This is a genomic window from Xenophilus sp., from assembly GCF_044462705.1.
GTDB lineage: Bacteria > Pseudomonadota > Gammaproteobacteria > Burkholderiales > Burkholderiaceae_C > Xenophilus > Xenophilus azovorans.
This window is the reverse complement of the sequence record NZ_JBIQNC010000070.1, coordinates 3622-20947: the sequence shown is the minus strand read 5'-3', so window position 1 is coordinate 20947 and position 17326 is coordinate 3622. Positions and strand designations below refer to the sequence as shown.

16 protein-coding genes are annotated in these 17326 nt (G+C 73.7%); 8 read left to right on the top strand and 8 right to left on the bottom strand.

The genetic code is table 11. The annotated features are described in order from the left end of the window. The first annotated feature begins 153 nt into the window (after positions 1-153). Positions 154-1884, top strand: coding sequence for an FAD-dependent oxidoreductase (locus tag ACIY1X_RS12515; RefSeq protein WP_399680895.1), 1731 nt, complete (start codon positions 154-156; stop codon positions 1882-1884). Then, entirely contained in the window at positions 1881-2231 is a 351-nt protein-coding gene (locus ACIY1X_RS12510; protein WP_038207980.1) for an NIPSNAP family protein, read from the top strand. Before ACIY1X_RS12515 ends, ACIY1X_RS12510 begins: the two co-directional genes overlap by 4 nt. Here the strand turns inward: ACIY1X_RS12510 and ACIY1X_RS12505 are convergent. The 8 genes from ACIY1X_RS12505 to ACIY1X_RS12470 all read right to left on the bottom strand — a co-directional run bounded on the left by ACIY1X_RS12505 (position 2228) and on the right by ACIY1X_RS12470 (position 11115). Next, positions 2228-3064 (bottom strand): shikimate dehydrogenase, encoded by an 837-nt coding sequence (locus ACIY1X_RS12505; RefSeq protein ID WP_399680893.1) that lies wholly within the window; start codon positions 3062-3064, stop codon positions 2228-2230. The genes ACIY1X_RS12510 and ACIY1X_RS12505 overlap by 4 nt on opposite strands. Continuing rightward, positions 3061-4653 (bottom strand): acyl CoA:acetate/3-ketoacid CoA transferase, encoded by a 1593-nt coding sequence (locus tag ACIY1X_RS12500; RefSeq protein ID WP_399680891.1) that lies wholly within the window; start codon positions 4651-4653, stop codon positions 3061-3063. The genes ACIY1X_RS12505 and ACIY1X_RS12500 overlap by 4 nt, the downstream gene beginning before the upstream one ends. A gap of 11 nt (positions 4654-4664) precedes the next feature. Further along, complete coding sequence (locus ACIY1X_RS12495) at positions 4665-5825, bottom strand: acyl-CoA dehydrogenase family protein (RefSeq protein WP_399680889.1); 1161 nt, start codon at positions 5823-5825, stop codon at positions 4665-4667. Between the two features lie 207 nt (positions 5826-6032). Further along, complete coding sequence (locus tag ACIY1X_RS12490) at positions 6033-6839, bottom strand: sugar phosphate isomerase/epimerase family protein (protein ID WP_399680887.1); 807 nt, start codon at positions 6837-6839, stop codon at positions 6033-6035. 8 nt (positions 6840-6847) lie between these two features. Next, on the bottom strand, positions 6848-7474 hold the full coding sequence (locus ACIY1X_RS12485) for an NIPSNAP family protein (RefSeq protein ID WP_399680886.1): 627 nt from the start codon (positions 7472-7474) through the stop codon (positions 6848-6850). Between the two features lie 15 nt (positions 7475-7489). Next, entirely contained in the window at positions 7490-9220 is a 1731-nt protein-coding gene (locus ACIY1X_RS12480; protein WP_399680885.1) for an FAD-dependent oxidoreductase, read from the bottom strand. A 5-nt stretch (positions 9221-9225) separates the two neighbouring features. Next, positions 9226-10053, bottom strand: coding sequence for an IclR family transcriptional regulator (locus tag ACIY1X_RS12475; protein WP_399680883.1), 828 nt, complete (start codon positions 10051-10053; stop codon positions 9226-9228). 48 nt (positions 10054-10101) lie between these two features. Then, positions 10102-11115, bottom strand: coding sequence for a Gfo/Idh/MocA family oxidoreductase (locus tag ACIY1X_RS12470; protein ID WP_399680881.1), 1014 nt, complete (start codon positions 11113-11115; stop codon positions 10102-10104). Between the two features lie 110 nt (positions 11116-11225). Here ACIY1X_RS12470 and ACIY1X_RS12465 point away from each other — a divergent pair, with 110 nt between their 5' ends. From ACIY1X_RS12465 to ACIY1X_RS12440, 6 genes are all read left to right on the top strand, one after another. Beyond that, positions 11226-12035, top strand: coding sequence for a shikimate dehydrogenase family protein (locus ACIY1X_RS12465; RefSeq protein WP_399680880.1), 810 nt, complete (start codon positions 11226-11228; stop codon positions 12033-12035). Then, positions 12032-13759, top strand: a complete 1728-nt coding sequence (locus ACIY1X_RS12460; protein WP_399680878.1) for an FAD-dependent oxidoreductase — start codon at positions 12032-12034, stop codon at positions 13757-13759. The genes ACIY1X_RS12465 and ACIY1X_RS12460 overlap by 4 nt, the downstream gene beginning before the upstream one ends. Positions 13760-14002: 243 nt before the next feature. Further along, positions 14003-14845 carry an SDR family NAD(P)-dependent oxidoreductase gene (locus tag ACIY1X_RS12455; RefSeq protein ID WP_399680876.1) on the top strand — a complete coding sequence of 281 codons (843 nt, stop codon included), beginning with the start codon at positions 14003-14005 and terminating at the stop codon, positions 14843-14845. Beyond that, complete coding sequence (locus ACIY1X_RS12450) at positions 14839-15690, top strand: branched-chain amino acid ABC transporter permease (RefSeq protein WP_038208011.1); 852 nt, start codon at positions 14839-14841, stop codon at positions 15688-15690. Before ACIY1X_RS12455 ends, ACIY1X_RS12450 begins: the two co-directional genes overlap by 7 nt. 34 nt (positions 15691-15724) lie before the next feature. Next, entirely contained in the window at positions 15725-16708 is a 984-nt protein-coding gene (locus tag ACIY1X_RS12445) for a branched-chain amino acid ABC transporter permease (protein ID WP_399680874.1), read from the top strand. 31 nt (positions 16709-16739) lie between these two features. Then, the coding region (locus ACIY1X_RS12440; protein WP_399680872.1) for an ATP-binding cassette domain-containing protein at positions 16740-17326 on the top strand (587 nt) is incomplete at its 3' end.

Here is a 17326-nt window from a genome sequence, read left to right as displayed (position 1 = left end):
CCCCCTCAAGGGGGCGCACCCGGCGGCCCGGCAAAGCCGGTTCCGCGGGTGCACTCGCATGGCCTGCTCCGCGGCCGTCCGAACCGTCGCTGGCGTCGCCTTGCTTCGTTCGGCCTCAACCTGGCGACAACTGAGCACACAAGGAGACTGAAAGTGAACGAAACCTTCGACCTGATCGTGGTCGGCTCCGGCGCGGCCGGGCTGACCTGCGCCATCACCGCCCGCAAGCGCGGGCTCGACGTCGTGGTGCTGGAGAAGGAGCCGGTGTTCGGCGGCACCACCGCCCTGTCGGGCGGCGTGCTGTGGATCCCCATGGGCCCGCACGGCCGCCAGCAGAACCCGGCCGACACGCGCGAGGCGGTGCGCACCTACCTCATGCACGAGAGCGGGCGCTTCTACGACCAGGCCGCCGCCGATGCGCTGATCGATAAGGGCTCGGAGATGGTCGAGTTCCTGCAGCGCGAGACGCAGATGCAGTTCGTGCCCACGCTCTACCCCGACTACCACTGCGACGCCCCCGGCGGCGCGCAGGTGGGCCGCTCCATCCTGGCCGCGCCCTACGACATCCGCGGGCTGGGCCCGGACATGGCGCGCCTGAAGCCGCCGCTGGAGACCATCACCTTCATCGGGATGATGTTCAACTCGTCCAACGCGGACCTGAAGCACTTCTTCCGCGCGACCAAGTCGCTCACCTCCTTCCTGTACGTCGCCAGGCGCCTGGCCACGCACGTGAAGGAGCTGCTGCTCTACCGGCGCGGCGTGCAGGTGACCAGCGGCAACGCGCTGGCCGCGCGGCTGGCGCGCTCGGCGCTGGACCTGGGCATTCCCATTGAGACCTCGACGCCGGTGCGCCAGCTGGTCGTCGAGGGCGGCCGCGTGGTCGGCGTGCAGGTCGAAGGGCCGGACGGCGTGCGGCGTCTGCACGCGCGCCACGGCGTGGTGCTGGCCTGCGGCGGCTTCCCGCACGACCTCAAGCGCATCGCCCAGGCCTATCCGCACGTGGCGCGCGGCGGCGAGCACCTGTCGCCCACGCCCGTGAGCAACACCGGCGACGGCCTGGCGCTGGCCGAGTCCGCCGGCGGCGTGGCCGACATCCGCTATGCCGACAGCGCGGCCTGGATGCCGGTCTCGCGCGTGCCCCTGGGCAACGGCCGCGAGGGCGTCTTCCCGCACCTGCTCGACCGCTACAAGCCCGGCGTGATCGGCGTGCTGAAGAACGGCCGGCGTTTCACCAACGAGTCGGAGTCGTACCACGACGTGGGCGCCGCCCTGGTGCGCGCCTGCGAGGGCGAGAAGGAAACGGTCATGTGGCTGGTCTGCGACAAGGCCTGCCTGGCGAAGTACGGCCTGGGCTACGTCAAGCCCGCGCCGATGCCGCTGGGCCCGCACCTGCGCAGCGGCTACCTGCTGCGCGGCGCCACGCTGGCCGAGCTGGCGCGCAACGCCGGCATCGACCCGGCCGGCCTGGAGGCCACCGTGCGCGCCTACAACGAGCATGCCGTGCGCGGCGAGGACCCGGCCTTCGGCCGCGGCAAGAGCGCCTTCAACCGCTACCTGGCCGACCCCGAGCACGGCCCCAACCCCTGCGTGGCGCCCGTGCAGCAAGGCCCCTTCTACGCCGTGCGCGTGGTGATGGGCGACCTGGGCACCTTCGATGGCCTGCAGACCGGCCTGACGGGCGAGGTGCTGCGCCGCGACGGCTCCGCCATCGCCGGCCTGTACGCGGTGGGCAACGACCGCGCCAGCATGATGGGCGGCAGCTATCCTGGGGCCGGCATCACGCACGGGCCGAACATGGTGTTCGCCTACGTGACCGGCCAGCACATCGCCGACCGGGCCGCTGCCGCGCCCGCCATCCGCCCCGAGCAAGGAGTCCCCGCATGACCGTCATCGCCACCGCCCCCGCCCGTCCCTGGGTGGACCACCGCGTCTACACCATCGCGCTGCGCAAGATGCCCGAGTTCCTGCAGGTGTTCAACGAGCTGGCCATGCCGGTGCTGCTGGAGACGCTGGGCCACCCGCTGGGCTTCTGGACCAGCGTGGTCGGGCCGCAGAACCAATTCACCCACCTGTGGGCCTACGAGGACCTGGCCGACTACGAGCGCCGCTGCCGGGCGCGCGACACGCACCCGGACTTCCCCAAGTACCTGGCCGCGTCCGGCCACCTGATCACGGCGCAGGAGACGCAGCTGATCCGCGCCGCCGCCATGCCGGCCTGGGTGGCGCCTTAAGCGGCCATCAGCGCGCGCAGCGCCGGCGTGACCTCGGGCGTGACGCCGAACCACGCCGCGAAGCCCGGCCGGGCCTGGCTCAGCAGCATGCCCAGGCCGTCGGCGGCCGGGTTGCCGCGCGAGCGTGCGGCCGCCAGCAGCGGCGTCTCCAGCGGCGTGTAGACCACGTCGGACACCATGGCCGTGCGCGGCAGGCGCGCCAGCGACAGTTCCAGCGGCGGCTTGCCCTGCATGCCCTGGCTGGTGGTGTTGACCAGCAGCGCCGCATCGTCCAGCAAAGCCTCGCGTTCGGACCAGTCGTGCACCGTCGCCACCGGCCCCAGGCTGGCCGCGAGCGCCTCGGCTCTGGCGCGCGTGCGGTTGGCGATGCGCAGCGCCGGCACGCCCTGCGCCACCAGCGCGGCGCCCACCGCGCGCGCCGCGCCGCCGGCGCCCAGCATCACGGCCGGGCCGGTGTCGGCGCGCCAGCCGGGGTGCGCGTCGCGCAGGCCCTGCAGCCAGCCCTCGCCGTCGGTGTTGCGGCCGAGCAGACGGCCGTCGGGCAGCACGACGATGGTGTTGACGGCGCCGATCAGCCGCGCCATCGGCTCCACCTCGTCCAGGTGCGCCATCACCGCCACCTTGTGCGGGATGGTCACGTTGCAGCCGGCGAAACCCAGCGCGCGCAGGCCGCGCACGGCCTCGCCCAGCCGCTCGGGCGGCACCGGCAGCGGCACGTACGCGCCCGCCAGGCCATGTTCGGCCAGCCAGTGGCCGTGCAGCCGCGGCGAGCGCGAATGCGCCACCGGCCAGCCCATGATGCCGGCCAGGCGGAACGTTGCGGTATCGCTCATGCCGCGTCCTCCGCAGCGGTGAAGTGGGCCGCGTCCATCACGCGCAGCGGCTCGGCCACGCGCGGCGCGAAATCCATCTGCGCCAGCACGTCGCGCGCCAGGTCGATGCCGGGCGCGATCTCGAACACCTCCACGCCCTCGGCCGTGAGCCGGAAGCTGGCGCGCTCGGTGAGGTACAGCACCTCCTGGCCGCGCCGCAGCGCCTGCGGGCCGCTGAAGGTGATCTGGTCCACCCGGCGCACCAGCTTCCGCACGCCGCCCTGCTGCAGCACGCGCATGCGGCCGTCGCCGGTGGCCAGCTTCACGCCCTTGGCCGCCAGCGTGCCGCAGAACACCACCTTGCGCGCGTTCTGCGCGATGTCGATGAAGCCGCCCGGGCCCACCGTCACGCCGCCCAGGCGCGAGACGTTGACGCTGCCTTCCTCGTCGAACTCGCCGAAGCCCAGGAAGGCCACGTCCAGCCCGCCGCCGCCGTAGAAGTCGAACTGCGTGGCGGCGTCGAGCATGGCCGTCGCGTTGCGCGCGTAGCCGAACAGCACGCCGTCCATCAGCGTACCGCCGTAGGTGCCGTGCTCGATGGTCTGGTAGATGCGGTGCTGCTCGTCGCGCGCCGCGATCAGCTTGGCCACCGCGTCGGGCACGCCCACCCCGTAGTTGATGACGGGCCGCGCCTTGCCGGTGTTGAACAGCTCCAGCGCCGCGCGCCGCGCCACCGCCTGGCGCTCGCCGAAGGCCTCCTGCGCGGCGGCCCGCTCGCGGGCGTGGTCGGCCGCCTCGCTCTCGCGCCGGGCGGCGCCGGTCAGCTCGCCGCTGAAGGCCGGGTCGAAGGGAATGTCGTAGCTGGTGCGCTGCTGCGGATCGACCACGATCGCATCGACCCAGGCCGAGGGGATGCGCACCTCGCGCGCCTTGAGCGCGCCGCGCGGCAGCCGCTCGGCCACCTGCACGATGACGGTGCCGCCGCTGTTGCGCGCGGCCAGCGCCAGCGACTGCGCGTCGAGGTTGGCGGCCTCGTGCTCGAAGCTGATGTTGCCGTCCTCGTCGGCGGCGCTGGCGCGCACGATCGCCACGTGGATCGGGAAGGGCTTGTAGCGCAGCCACTCGCGCCCGTCGATGGTGACGACCTCGGCCAGGTCGTCCTTCGCCGCCCCGTTCATGCGCCCGCCGCCATGGCGCGGGTCGCACACCGTGCCCAGGCCGACGTGCGAGACCAGCCCCGGCCGGCCGGCGCCGATCTCGCGCATCAGCTGGCTCGACACGCCGCCGGGCAGGATGTAGGCCTCGATCTTGTCCGCCAGCGCTAGCTGCTGCATCGCCGGCGACCAGACCCAGTGCCCGCCGACCACGCGCTTGACCAGGCCTTCGTGCGCGAAGCAGTTCATGCCCTTGGTCTTCTTGTCGCCGATGCCCAAGGCGTGGATCAGCGTGAGATTGCGCGGCTGCTGCGTGGCGAGGAAGCGCGCCTGCACCGCCTCGAACAGGTGCGTGGCCTCCATCAGCCCGCCGCCGCCGCCCATCAGGCCCACCGTGTCGCCGTCGCGGATGAGGGCCGCCGCCTCGGCGGCCGCCATGAACTTGCCGTCTGCCATGGGTGTCTCCCTCAGCGGTTCACGTCGAACAGCACGGCGCCCTTCTTCAGCGCCGCCTTGGCGATCACGCCGCGGTGGATCTCGCTGGTGCCGTCGAAGATGCGGAAGATGCGCGCGTCGCGGTAGTAGCGCTCGATGGGCAGCTCCTTGCAGAAGCCCATGCCGCCGAACACCTGCACCGCGCGGTCGACCACGCGGCCCAGCGTCTCGGCCGCGTGCACCTTGACCATGGCGATCTGCTCGCGCGCGTCCAGGCCCTGGTCCAGCATCCAGGCGGCGTGGTAGACCATCCAGCGCGCCGCGTTGACCTCGATGACGCTGTCGGCCAGCATCTGCTGGACCATCTGGAAGTCGCCGATGCGGGTGTCGAACTGCCGGCGCTCGCCGGCGTACTGCAGCATCAGCTCGCACACGTGGCTGGCCTTGCCCACGGCGCGCGCGCCCACCTGCGCCAGGCGCACCACGTTGAGCGCGCCCATCGCCAGCTTGAAGCCCTGGCCGCGTTCGCCCAGCAGGGCCGCGTCGTCCAGCGGCACGTTGTCGAAGAACAGCTCGACGTGCGGCGTGCCGCGGATGCCCATCATCGGCTGGTCCTTGCCGACGGTGAAGCCGGGCAGGCCCTTGTCGACCATGAACATGCTGATCTCCTTTTCGCCCGTGCGGGCCGAGACCAGGAAGAAGTCGCTCCACTCGCCGTCGCTGATGAAGTGCTTGCTGCCGTTGAGCACCCAGCCGGTGGCGGTCTTCTCGGCGCGGGTGCGGATGCCGGCGGCGTCGGAGCCGGCGCCCGGCTCGGTGATGGCGATGGCGGCGGTGCGCTCGCCGCGCACGGAGGGGGCCAGCCAGCGCTCGATCTGCTCGCCGCGGCAGTGCAGCAGCGGTTCGTAGACGTTGCCGAAGGCGCGGCGGATCAGCTGGTCGCTGGTGTGGCCGAACTGCTCCTCGCACAGGATGCGGTCGAGGTTCGACAGGCCGCCGCCGCCCAGCTCGGCCGGCATGTTGAGGGCGTACAGGCCGAGGGCGAGGGCCTTGCCGTGGATCGCCTGCGCCGTCTCGCGCGCCAGCGCGCCGTCGGCCTCGAGGCGGTCTTCCAGCGGCCGCAGCTCCTCGGCGATGAAGCGACGCACCGTGTCGATCATCATCTTCTGTTCGTCGTTGAGGGTGAAGTCCATGGGGTGTCTCGATGAATGGTTCCGATCAGATGGCCGCGGAGCAGGCCATGCCAGCGCACCCGCGGAACTGGCTCTGCCAGGCCGCGGGGTGCGCCCCTTGGGGGGTATGGGCCGGCCACACGCAGTGAGGCCGGCCAAACGGGGGGAGCCTGTTACGCGCTGCTGAACCAGCGGGCGCCGAAGAAGAAGGGCAGGCGGTCCATGTCGCTACCCCAGGAACGGCCGGCTCGCCGCCAGGCATGCCGCGGCCCAGGCGTCGGGCGAGGCGTCGCGCTCGCGCTCCTCGTGGATCACCTCCACGCTCACCGGCAGGTCGGCCGGCAGTGCGGCGAACAGGCCGGCCAGGTCGATGCCGCCCTCGCCGGGCATCAGGCGGGCGCAGCGCGCGGTGTGGATCATCTCTTCGGTCGTGAAGTGCGTGCCGGGCGCGCCGTCGCAGATCTGGGCGTAGTGCAGCAGCGCGCGCGGGAGGGCGCGGATGTCCTCCAGCGAGGTGTGCGAGCGGCCGAAGTGCAGTGCGTCGACCAGGATGCCGGCGTTGCCCGGCATGCCCGCGTTGCGCACGACCCGCAGCGCCGCCTGCGCATCGGGCACGCCCGTCCAGGGCATGAACTCCAGGTCGGCCGTCATGCCGAAGGGGCGCATCGCCTCGCACAGGCGGGCGTAGTTCTGCGTCAGGCGGGCCTCGTCGGTGTCGTCGCCGGCCACCAGGATGGCGCGCGCGCCCAGCGCCGCGCCGGCCTCGTACAGCGCGGCCCAGCGGCCGGCGTCGAAGTCCGCGCCGATGCGGATCAGCTCCAGGTCGAACACGCCGACGCCGGTGTCGCGCAACGCGGCCTGCGTCTCGCGCAGCACGTCGGGCCGGCCCAGCAGGTGCTGCTGCGGGCCGCCCGGTGCGTTGGGCCACAGGCGCAGGCCGACGAAGCCGTAGCCCTGGCGCGCGGCCAGCGCCACCGCCTCGGGCGGCGTGCAGCGGTGGGAGGTGAGGTAGGCGAGGGAGAGGGCGCGGGTCATGTCGGGCTTTACTGCATCGGCGAGACGGAGGTGGGCAGGGCGATGGTCGACACCATGTCCGTGGTCAGGTGCGAAGGCCCGCCCTTGGGCGGCCAGAGGCCTTGCGCCACGGCGTCGGCGCGCGCCCGGCTGCGCGCGTCCAGGCCGGGGTAGGCCCAGATGTTGGTGAAGCGCGGCGCGCCGTCCAGCGCCACCATGGCGACGACGCAGGGCGAGATCGCCTCGCGCGCCGGCAGGTACTGCTGCCACAGGTCGATGGTGGGCTGCGTGCCGCCGGGCCGGATGCCGTAGGTACGGATCTCGTAGACCGGCCCGGCGATGCCCGATTCGGCGCTGGGGCGCGCCGGCTTCATCCACGGGAAGCCGCGGTAGCTGGCCAGTTCAAGGTGCTGGTAGAGATCGCCGCAGCCGAAGGGACTGGCCGCGCGCTGCGTGCGCTCGCGCTCGGCCTGCAGCGCGGCCAGGTCGGCGAAGCCGCGCAGCACGATCATGCGGTTGAGCGTGCCGATGTCGGTGGACCAGCAGGCGAGCAGTTCGCCCTGCGCCTCGGGCGCGGTGGCGAAGGCGTGGACCTGCGTCGCGGCCTGGGCCGTGGTGCCGAAGGGCAGGGTGAGGGTGGCGAGTTCGTAGTACATGGGTGCTTGTCCGGTTCAGTGCAGGTCGGCGTCGGCCGGCGTGCCGGCCGCGTGCCGCGCGGCCAGGTGGCCGAAGGTCATGGCGGGGCCCAGGGTGATGCCGCCGCTGGGGTAGCGCCCGCCCATCAGGCTGTTCATGTCGTTGCCGGCCGCGTACAGGCCGGGGATGGGCGCGCCGGATGCATCGAGCACGCGCGCGTCGGTGTCGGTCTTCAGGCCGGCGAAGGTGCCCAGGCTGCCGGGCACCACGCGCACGGCGTAGAAGGGGCCGCGTTCGACCGGCGCCATGCAGGGGTTGGCATGGCCGGCGGCGGCGTCGCCCTGCACGCGGTTGTAGAGCGTCTCGCCCTTCGCGAAGTCCTCGTCGCGGCCGGCGGCGGCCATCGCGTTCCAGCGCGCCACGGTGGCCTGCAGCCCGCCGGCGTCGATGCCGCAGGCGCCGGCCAGTTCGGCCAGCGTGCGGCCGCGGCGCAGGTAGCTGTTGGCCAGCCAGCCGCGCAGGGGCAGCGGCGCAGGCTTGGCGGCGCCCAGGCCGTAGCGGCGGATGAAGGCGTGGTCGCAGACCAGCCATGCCTGCACCGGCCGGCCGGCCGGCGTGGCCGCCAGCAGGGCTTGCATGAAGTCGTAGTAGGAGTCGGCTTCGTTGACGAAGCGCCGGCCGTCCTCGCGCACCGCGATCAGGCCGGGCTTGGCGCGCTCGATCAGGTGCGGGAAGTGCGCCACCGTGCCGTCGGCACGCGGCACCAGCGACACGGGGGCCAGCGCGGCGGCGCTCGTCTGCGAGGCATCGACGATGCCGCCAGCCGACTCGCCCAGGCGCAGGCCGTCGCCGGTGTCGGCCCAGACGGCGGCCGAGCGGTGTTCCGTGCCGTTCGGCGCGTGCGGCAGCAGCGCCTTCTTGCGCGCCGCGTCGTGCGGGAAGCCGCCGCAGGCCAGCACCACGCCGCGCGCCGCCTCGACGCGCAGCGGGCCGTCCGGACCGTCGAGCACGGCGCCGTGCACGCGGGCGCCGTCGCGCAGCAGCCGGCGCGCGGCATGGCGCGTGCGGACGTCGACGCCCGCCTCGAAGGCCGAGGCCGCCAGCGCACCGGCCAGCGCATGCCCGTTGACCAGCCGCATGGCGTGCCGGTGCAGCAGCAGGTCGCGCCCGTGGCCCAGCACGCGCCGCGCGACGTAGGCGAAGGAGGCCGGCTTGTGCAGCGCGTTCAGGAAGTGCCGCAGCTCCGCGCCCGAGGCGATGCCCATGCCCCACAGCGTGGTCTCGGCCAGCGGCGGGCGCAGCAGGCCGCGGCGCGCGCCCAGGCGACGCGCATCGAAGGGGGCGGCGCACACGGAGCGTCCGCCCAGGGCCGCGTCCGGCGTGCGGCCGTGGAAGTCGGGGATCGCGTTGCCGTCGATGAACTGCAGTGCGGTGTGGCGGCGAAAGAAGTCCACCATGCGCGGCGCCGCTTCGAGGTAAGCGCGGGCGTGCGCCTCGTCGAAGCGCTCGCCCAGTTCGTGGCGCAGGTAGGCCAGCGGGCGCTCGATGTCTTCCTCGATGCCGGCCGCGCGCGCCAGCGGGTTGCGCGGGACCCACATCCAGCCGCCCGACCAGGCCGTGGTGCCGCCGAGGAGCGGCTCCTTCTCCGCCAGCACCACCGCGAGGCCGAGGTGCGCGGCCGTGACTGCGGCGGCCAGCCCTCCGGCTCCGGAGCCCAGCACGAGCAGGTCGCAGGCGATCGACGGCGTGGTGGCGGGCTCGGGCATGAAGGCTATTCGGCGTAGATCGGCCGCCGCTTGGCGGCCGCCTGGCGCGCTTGCGACGGGCGCTGGAAGAAGGGCGAGGTGCCGCTGGCGGCCGCCATCTGCTCGGCGATGGCCAGCAGCTCGGGTGCCAGCGCGTCCATGCGCGCCTCGGTGAAGCGGGCGCTGGGCCCGGCGATGGTGATCACGCCGATCGGCGGCTGGCCGGCCAGGCGCACCGGCGCGGCCATGGCCGAGAGGCCGAGGGTGTAGGTGTCCACCGTGGTGCTGTAGCCGCGCTCGCGGGCGGCGTGCACGCGAGCGAGCATCTCCTGCAGCGTGCGCGGCGCGTTCGGGCCGTACTCCTCCGGCCGGCCGAGGCCCTGGCGCGAGGCCAGCGCGAGGGCCTGCTCGTCGTCCAGCGCTGCCATCCAGGCCAGCCCTGAGGCGGAGCACGACAGGCGCGCGTCGCTGCCCATGTCGGGGTCGTAGCGCAGGCCCTGGCGCGCGCCCTGCGCGCGCGCCACCCAGGTCAGCCGCTCGCCGTCCACCACCGACAGGCGCACCAGCTCGCCGGAGATCTCGGCCAGCCGGTCCAGCAGCGGCTGCGAGAAGTCGACGATGCCGCTCGCGCTGAGGAAGGACAGGCCCAGCGAGACCAGCTTGGTGGTCAGCATGTAGCTGCCCAGTTCGCGCGGCTGGCGCACGTAGCCGGTGCGCACCAGGTCGACCAGCAGGCGGTGCGCCGCGCTGCGCGGCATGTTGAGCTGGTCGGCGATGGAGGCCAGCTCCAGGCCCTCGCCGTGGCGCGACAGCAGTTCGAGGATGCCCAGGGTGCGGTCGAGAACGCTGCTCATGACGGGTCTTCCGTGTCGTTCGTGGAGCGGCGAGGGTACGGCATGGATTCAAGCGGCTGCGGCCAGCACGGCGCGGGTGGCCGCGAGGGTGCGCAGGCCGTCCTCGGCGCTGCACAGGGGCTCGGCGGCGTCGCCTTCGATCAGGGCGCGGAAGTGCGCGAGCTGGCGCGTGTACGGGTCGGCGGCGTGCACCACGGTCTGCTCGAGCGTCATCTCGGCGTGCCAGCTGCGCTCGCCGGCGTAGCGCCACAGCGCCAGGTCGGGCAGCGAGAGCGAGCCTTCGGTGCCCGACAGGTAATGCGACTGCACGGCCTGGCGCGGGTACTGCGGCTGCTCGCCGGCGCAGAAGTCCCAGCACCAGGGCGAGACCGCGGCGTCGGACGCCAGCACCGTGCCCAGCGCGCCGCCGGCGAAGCGCAGCACGGCGGCGGCCGTGTCCTCCACCGCGAAGCCGCGCACCGCGCTGCTGGTGGCCGAGATCACGTCCTCCACCTCGCCGGCCAGGAAGCGCAGCAGGTCGATGTCGTGGATCAGGTTGATCAGCACCGGGCCGCCGCCGGGCTCGCGCCGCCAGGCCACGTCGAAGTACGCGTCGGGCTTGAGGAAGGTGGCCTGCGCATGCACGGCCACCAGGCGGCCCAGGCGCCCCTCCTGCACCAGGGCGCGGGCGCGCTGAACGATGGGGTTGTGCCGCCGGTGGTGGCCGACCAGCACCGGCACGCCGCTGGCGGCCTGCGCCTCGACCAGGCGCCGCGCGTCCTCCACCGTGTCGGCCACGGGCTTCTCCACCAGCACCGGGATGCTCCGGGCCAGGCAGTCCAGCGCCACCGGCACGTGCAGCGCGTTGGGCGTCGCCACGATCACGCCGGCCGGGCGCACGCGCGCCAGCATCTCGCGGTGGTCGGCGAAGCAGGGCACGCCGGCCGCTTCGGCCACGGCGCGGGCACCCGGCGCGGGATCGGCGATCGCGGCCAGGACCGCGCCGTCGCTGTGCGCCAGGCGGTCGATGTGGGTGCGGGCGATGACACCCGCGCCGACCAGGGCAATGGGAGTGCGAACCACGGTGTCTCCTTGGAATGGAGGCGACTGTATTCGAAATCTGAATCAAATTCAAATATTGAACATGATTCCAGTTTTATGTAGGATCGCGCTCCATTCAAGGAGACAACAGCGTGGCGGACACCGACATCCGGCTGAGCGGGGCGACCCGCGTGCACTTCATCGTGGGCGACCCGATCGCGCAGGTGAAATCCCCCCAGGGCGTGACCCAGGCCTTCCAGGCGCGCGGCCTGCAGGCGGTGGTGGTGCCCGCGCATGTGGCGCCGGACGATCTCGCGGACTGGCTGCGCGGCGTCTCGCTGGCGCAGAACGTGGACGGCGTCATCGTCACCGTGCCGCACAAGTTCGCCAGCGCCGCGCTGTGCGCCACGCTGTCGGAGCGCGCCGCCTTCCTGGGCGCGGTGAACACGCTGCGCCGCACGGCCGGCGGCCGCTGGCACGGCGACATGTTCGACGGCCTGGGCTGCGTGCAGGCGCTGCGCGGGCACGGCTGCGACCCGGCCGGCCGCCGCGCGCTGCTGGTGGGCGCCGGCGGCGCCGGCACCGCCATCGCGCATGCGCTGGTGCTGGCGGGCGTGGCGCAGCTGGCGGTGCACGACGGCGACGCCGCGCGGCGCGACGCGCTGGTCGGGCGCCTCGCCGGCCTAGGCCGCTGCCCGGTGGCCGCCGGCTCGGCCGATCCGGCCGGCTTCGACCTGGTGGTCAACGCCTCGCCCGCCGGCATGCGCGAGGACGACCCGCTGCCGGTGCAGGCCGAAGGTCTGGCGCCCGGCACCTTTGTCGCCTGCGTGGTCACGCAGCCGGCCGTCACGCCGCTGATCGCCGCGGCCCGCGCGCGCGGCCTGGACACCAGCACCGGCAACGACATGTTCGCCTGCGTGCGCGACCTGATGGTGGACTTCCTGGCGGAGGCGGCGGCATGAAGCGGCTGGACACGCTCCAGGCCCTGCCCGGGGACGCGGCCTTCGACCTGCTGGTGGTGGGCGCCGGCGGCGCCGGCCTGGCCGCCGCGCTGTTCGCCGCGCTGCGCGGCGCCAGCGTGCTGCTGGTCGAGGCCACCGGCCACGTCGGCGGCACCACCGCGCTGTCGGCCGGCACCAGCTGGATCCCCGGCACGCGGCAGGGTGCGCAGGTCAACCCCGGCGACACGCTGGCCGAGGCCGCGCGCTATCTCGACAACGCCATCGGCGACCGCGCCGACCGCGCGCTGCGCGAAGTGCTGCTCGCGGAAGGCGCGGCCACGGTGGACGAGCTGGAAGCGCAGACGGAAATGAAGTTCCGCGCCTACCCGCGCCACCCCGACTACATCTCCGACCTGGGCGGCTCGACCCTGGCCGGCCGCGCGCTGGAGCCGCTGCCCTTCGACGGCCGCCGCCTGGGCGCGCTGTTCGCCCTGCTGCGCCCGCCCATCCCCGAGTTCACCGTGCTCGGCGGGATGATGGTCGACCGCACCGACATCAACCACCTGCTGGGCATGACGAAGTCGTGGGCCTCCTTCCGCCACGCCGTCGCGCTGCTGGCGCGGCACGCGCGCGACCGGCTCGGTCACCCGCGCGGCACGCGCCTGGTGATGGGCAACGCCCACGTGGCGCGGCTGCTGTACTCGCTCGCGCAGCGCGAGGAGGTGACGCTGGCGCTGGACACCCGCCTCGTCGAACTCGAACGCGGCGCGACGGGTGTGGACGCCGCCGTGCTGGTGCAGGGCGGCGAGCGCCGCCGGGTGCGTGTGCGCGGCGGCGTGGTGCTGGCCAGCGGCGGCTTCAACCGCCACCCCGAGCGGCGTCGCGCCCTGCTGCCGGGCATCGACATCGGCTGGTGCCCCGGCGCCCCGGGCCACACCGGCGAGGCGCACGCGCCGGCCGAGGCCGTCGGCGCGCGCTACGGCGAGGGCGCGATGAGCCCCGCCTTCTGGGCGCCGGTATCGCGCCGCGTCCGGCCCGACGGCAGCATCGCCGTGTTCCCCCACTTCGTGATGGACCGCGCCAAGCCCGGCGTGCTGGCCGTCGACCAGGCCGGCGAGCGCTTCGTCAACGAGAGCACCTCCTACCACCTGTTCGGCCTGGCGATGCAGCGCGCCGGCGCCGTGCCGGCCTTCCTCGTCTGCGATGCCGCCGCGCTGCGCAAGTACGGGCTGGGCATGGTGCGCCCGGGCGGCAGGGGGCTGGCGCCCTTCCTGGCCGACGGCTACCTGGTGCGCGGCGAAACGCTGGCCGACCTCGCGCGCGCGCTGGCCATCGACCCGGCGCGCCTGGCTGCGACCGTCGAGCGCTTCAACGCCCACGCCGAGGCCGGCCATGACCCCGACTTCCACCGCGGCGAGACGGCCTACCAGCGCAACCTGGGCGACCCGGCCTGGCCCGGCCCCAACCCCAGCCTGGGACCGCTGGCGCAGGGGCCGTTCTACGCCGTGCGGCTGTATCCCGGCGACATCGGCGCCGCGCAGGGCTTCGCTACCGACGCCGACGCGCGCGTGCTCGATGCGTCCGGCACGCCCATCCCCGGCCTGTACGCCGTGGGCAACGACATGCATTCCGCGATGGGTGGCGTCTACATGGCGCCGGGCATCACGATCGGCCCCGGCCTGGTGTTCGCGCGGCAGGCCGCGCGCCACGCCGCGGCGCGCGTCCCGGCTTCGGGAAAGCCCTGAACGGGCATGCACGAAACGTCCGGTCATTGGCTGAAAACGTCAAGCCGCCGAGGCGGCCAACGGCCAAGAATCCGGCGCCATGCAAGCGCATCGCGCATGCGCGCCAGCAAGAGAGAAAAAGGAGACGACCGCCATGCCTTCCCCCTTCCCGCCCCCGTGCCGCCCGCGGCCCGCGCGGCGGTCGTCGCGTGCCGTCAGGCATGCCGGAATCGGCCGGCATGGCGCCGTCGCCGCGCTGCCGCGATGAGCGCTGCGGCCATGGAAGGGCGCGTGGCCCTCGTCACCGGCGCGGCCGACGGCATCGGCTGGGCCGCCGCGCGCCGGCTCGCCGCGCAGGGCGGGCGGCTCGCGCTGCTGGACCTGCGCGCCGACGCCGCCCGCACCCGTGCCGCCGAACTCGGCGCCGCGCACCTGGGCCTGGGCTGCGACGTGGCCGACGCCGATGCCGTGCGCGCGGCGGTGCAGGCCGTGCAGGCGCGCTTCGGCCGCATCGACGCGCTGGTCAACAACGCCGGCATCGCAGAGCAGGCCGGGTCCACGCTGGAACAGACGGCCGAGGGCTTCGACCGCGTGCTGGCGGTGCACCTGCGCGGCACCTTCCTCGTGACGCAGGCGGTGCTGGCCGTCATGCGCGGGCAGCCGCGCGACGCACGCGGCTGCCGCGGCGCCATCGTCAACCTCGGTTCCATCGCCGGCCTGGGCGGCATCCCCGGGCGCAACGCCTACAGCGCCGCCAAGGCCGGCGTGCTCGGCATGACGCGGGCCCTGGCCGCCGAGTGGGCGCGCGAGGGCATCCGCGTCAACGCGGTGGCGCCCGGCTACGTGCGCACCGCGCTGGTGGCGCAGCTGGTGGCGCGCGGCGCGCTCGACGGCCGCGCCCTGGCCGCGCGCACGCCGCTGGGCCGCATGGCCGAACCGGACGAGATCGCCGACGCCATCGCCTTCCTGGCCTCGCCGGCGGCCAGCTACGTCACCGGCGCCACGCTGGCGGCCGACGGCGGCTGGTCGGCGCTGGGCGCGCCGGAAGCCGCCCTGGGCCCGCTGCCGGGCGACCTGCCAACGACTGGAGACAACCCCTCATGCTGACCATCAACCTCTTCAACGGCCTGGTCTACGGCGCCCTGCTGATCGTCATGTGCTCGGGCCTGGCGCTGATCTACGGCCTGCGCCGCGTCATCAACTTCGCGCACGGCTCGCTCTACATGCTGGGCGCCTACATCGGCTACACGATCGCGCTCAAGACCAACTTCTGGGTGGCGCTGGTGGGCGCGCCGGCTGTGATGGCGCTGTTCGGCGTGCTGCTGGACCGCTACGGCTTCCGCCTGCTGCAGGACCGCGACCCGCTCACGGTGGTGCTGGTCACCTTCGGCCTGCTGCTGGTGATCGAGGACTTCGTGCAGACCGTCTGGGGCAAGAGCAACCTGACGGTGGACGCCCCGGCCGCGCTGTCGCGCTCGGTGGACTTCTTCGGCACGCCGCTGCCGGCCTACCGCCTCGCGGTGGTGGTCATCGGCGCACTGGTGGCGCTGGGCCTGACGGCCTGGCTGCGCTGGTCGAAGGCGGGGCTGTTCGTGCGCGCGGCCAGCACCGACCCCGTCACCACCGCCATGCAGGGCGTGAACACCGACGCGCTGTCGGCCGGCGTGGTCGGCCTGGGCACGGCGCTGGCCGGGCTGGCCGGCGTGGTGGCCGCGCCCTTCCTGTCGCTGTCGCCCTCGATGAGCAGCGACGTGATCATCGATTCCTTCGTCGTGGTGGTGATCGGCGGGCTGGGCTCGCTCGGCGGCGCCTTCGTCGCGGCGATGGTGCTGGGCATGGTGCAGGCGCTGGGCGCCGTCTACCTGCCCGACCTGTCGGCGGTGCTGCCCTTCGTGATCATGGTCGCGGTGCTGATCTGGAAGCCGGCCGGCTTTGCCGGCAGCCGGACCTGAGCGCCCGCGCCTCGGACCCTTCAGGAGACTTGGAATGACGATCGTTCGGATCGGGCTGGCCGCCGTGGGCGCGCTGGCCGTGGGGGGCGCGGTCGCCGCGCTGGTGGGCTCGGGCACGGTGCTGTCGCTGCTCACGCAGGCCGTGATCTACGCCGTGTTCGCCAGCGGCGTCGGGCTGCTGCTGCGGCAGAACGGCATGGTCAGCTTCGGCCACGCCCTGTACTTCGGCCTGTCCGGCTACGCGCTGGGCATCGTGCTGCAGCTCGGCTGGATGCCGGCCGAGCTGGCGCTCGTCGCCGTGCTGGCGGCCATCGGGGCGGTCGCCTTCGTCGTCGGCCTGGTCATCGTGCGCGTGCCCGGCGTGGCCTTCAGCATGATGACGCTGGCCATCGGCCAGATGCTGTTCCTCACCGCCTCGCGCTCGCGCGGCCTGACCGGCGGCGCCGACGGCATGAACATCAACTGGCCGTCCACCCTGTTCGGCGTGCCGCAGTCGCTGCTGCTCAAGCCGGCCGTGCTGTTCCTGGTGTGCTGGTGCGTCATGGTGCTGGTGGTGGCCGGCCTGGCGCTGCTGCTGCGCGGGCGCTTCGGCGCCGTGACCGAGGCGGTGCGCGACAACGAGGAGCGCGCCCGCTTCATCGGCCTGCGCACGCTGGCGCCGCGCGCCGCCATCTATGCGCTGTCGGCCGTCATCGCGGCGCTGGGCGGCTCGCTCTCGGCGCTCAACACCGGCTTCGTCTCGCCCGAGGCGCTGCACTGGAGCGTCTCCGGCGTGGCGCTGATGATGGTGGTGGTGGGCGGCTACCGGGCGCTGTGGGGCCCGCCGCTGGGCGCCATCGTGTACTTCCTGTTCAAGGACGTGCTGGGCGACTGGGCCAGCCACTGGATGGCCATCTTCGGCATCGCGCTGATCACCGTGATCGTGTTCTCGCCCACCGGCCTGGCCGGCGCGCTGGAGCGCCTCGGGCCGGCGCGGCGCAAGCGGGCCGCCGCCGGCCGCCCGGCCTCGGCGCATTGAGCGCCGCTCTTTCCCGACGAGGACGCAGACCATGAGCGACTACGTATTGCAGGCCGAGGACGTGGCCATCCACTACGGCGGCGTGAAGGCGCTGGACGGCGTGGCCCTGACGCTGGAGCGCGGCCAGATCCGCGGGCTGATCGGCCCCAACGGCGCGGGCAAGTCGACGGTGATCGACGCCATCACCGGCCGGCGCCGGCTGACGCGCGGGCGCGTGCGCCTGGGCGGCGAGGACGTCACCACCCTGGGCCCGGTGGAGCGGCGCCGGCGCGGCCTGTCGCGCAGCTTCCAGCGCACCAGCATCTTCGGCCAGATGCGCGTGCGCCGGCAGGTGGAGCTGGCCGCGCACAGCATGAACCCCGAGGGCAGCGAGGCCGACGCCGAGGCCGTGCTGCGCGAGCTGGACCTGCTGGCCCGCGCCGACGACGTGGCCGAGGACCTCGGCTACGGCGAGCAGCGCCGGCTCGACCTGGCGCTGGCCCTGGTGGGCCGGCCCACCGTGCTGCTGCTGGACGAGCCGATGGCCGGTCTGTCGGTCAAGGAGTCGCTCGACCTGGCCCAGCACCTGAAGGCGCTGACCTCGCGCTGGAACGTCTCGGTGCTGCTGGTCGAGCACGA

Coding starts and splice junctions, on each gene's coding strand:
- ACIY1X_RS12500 (WP_399680891.1), bottom strand. CDS start 4,653: ATGGCAGACGGCAAGTTCATGGCGGCCGCCGAGGCGGCGGCCCTCATC.
- ACIY1X_RS12445 (WP_399680874.1), top strand. CDS start 15,725: ATGACGATCGTTCGGATCGGGCTGGCCGCCGTGGGCGCGCTGGCCGTG.
- ACIY1X_RS12485 (WP_399680886.1), bottom strand. CDS start 7,474: ATGTACTACGAACTCGCCACCCTCACCCTGCCCTTCGGCACCACGGCC.
- ACIY1X_RS12480 (WP_399680885.1), bottom strand. CDS start 9,220: ATGCCCGAGCCCGCCACCACGCCGTCGATCGCCTGCGACCTGCTCGTG.
- ACIY1X_RS12510 (WP_038207980.1), top strand. CDS start 1,881: ATGACCGTCATCGCCACCGCCCCCGCCCGTCCCTGGGTGGACCACCGC.
- ACIY1X_RS12505 (WP_399680893.1), bottom strand. CDS start 3,064: ATGAGCGATACCGCAACGTTCCGCCTGGCCGGCATCATGGGCTGGCCG.
- ACIY1X_RS12455 (WP_399680876.1), top strand. CDS start 14,003: ATGAGCGCTGCGGCCATGGAAGGGCGCGTGGCCCTCGTCACCGGCGCG.
- ACIY1X_RS12475 (WP_399680883.1), bottom strand. CDS start 10,053: ATGAGCAGCGTTCTCGACCGCACCCTGGGCATCCTCGAACTGCTGTCG.
- ACIY1X_RS12450 (WP_038208011.1), top strand. CDS start 14,839: ATGCTGACCATCAACCTCTTCAACGGCCTGGTCTACGGCGCCCTGCTG.
- ACIY1X_RS12460 (WP_399680878.1), top strand. CDS start 12,032: ATGAAGCGGCTGGACACGCTCCAGGCCCTGCCCGGGGACGCGGCCTTC.
- ACIY1X_RS12495 (WP_399680889.1), bottom strand. CDS start 5,825: ATGGACTTCACCCTCAACGACGAACAGAAGATGATGATCGACACGGTG.
- ACIY1X_RS12490 (WP_399680887.1), bottom strand. CDS start 6,839: ATGACCCGCGCCCTCTCCCTCGCCTACCTCACCTCCCACCGCTGCACG.